The sequence below is a fragment of the Acidimicrobiales bacterium genome, from assembly GCA_030747595.1.
Classification (GTDB): Bacteria; Actinomycetota; Acidimicrobiia; order Acidimicrobiales; family MedAcidi-G1; genus UBA9410.
In genome coordinates this window covers 1-622 of record JASLKK010000061.1, presented here as the reverse complement: position 1 = coordinate 622, position 622 = coordinate 1, and the positions used below count along the sequence as shown (strand labels likewise).

General features: G+C 32.2%; 1 protein-coding gene and 1 tRNA gene. One reads left to right on the top strand and one right to left on the bottom strand.

The window, feature by feature from the left end; translation table 11 throughout:
• Positions 1-183, bottom strand: a 183-nt coding sequence (locus QF777_12085; protein ID MDP6912272.1) for a signal peptidase II, incomplete at its 3' end; no start/stop codon positions are given.
• A gap of 148 nt (positions 184-331) precedes the next feature.
• Between QF777_12085 and QF777_12080 the strand changes: the two genes are divergently transcribed.
• A tRNA-Ser gene (locus QF777_12080) sits at positions 332-421 on the top strand.
• The last annotated feature ends 201 nt before the right edge of the window (positions 422-622 follow it).

Below are 622 nucleotides of genomic sequence, written 5' to 3'. Positions count from 1 at the left end.
AGATGCAAACAAGCCAAAATTTATCCCCTCATTCCAAGCCATCTTAAAATTCATAATAGGGGGCAAAAACTTTATATATAATAAGCCTGATAGATCCATGTAATGAATTACAACTAGTTTAGTTAACTGATCCATCATAAATACAAAAAGTGCTATTATTAATATATTTTTGACTGGTATCATAAATTTGAATCTAACTCCTTTAACAGGTTTTTAGCTTACCTAATTAATTCATACAATATTAATAATATTTTCATTACCAAACCGAATTAATTAAATTAAAATAAAAAACGCCTTGAATGAACCTAGCTCAGCATATAAACCTTTCGGTGGACAGGTGGCCGAGCGGTCGAAGGCGCTCCCCTGCTAAGGGAGTAGGCGGGAAACTGCCTCGAGGGTTCGAATCCCTTCCTGTCCGCCACAACACCTCTTTAAATATTGGGTGTTAAATAATATTGATGAGATATGTAATTCCTCTCCCTATAAGTACTGTATTTAGTTAGAATTAACAAGAAACACAATCAAAGCTCAAAAGGAATAACGTTCAGTATTAATTATGATATTAAAAAAATACACTTAAATTAGTTTTTGTAGCATTATCCAAGATTTAAATTAGCAAAAT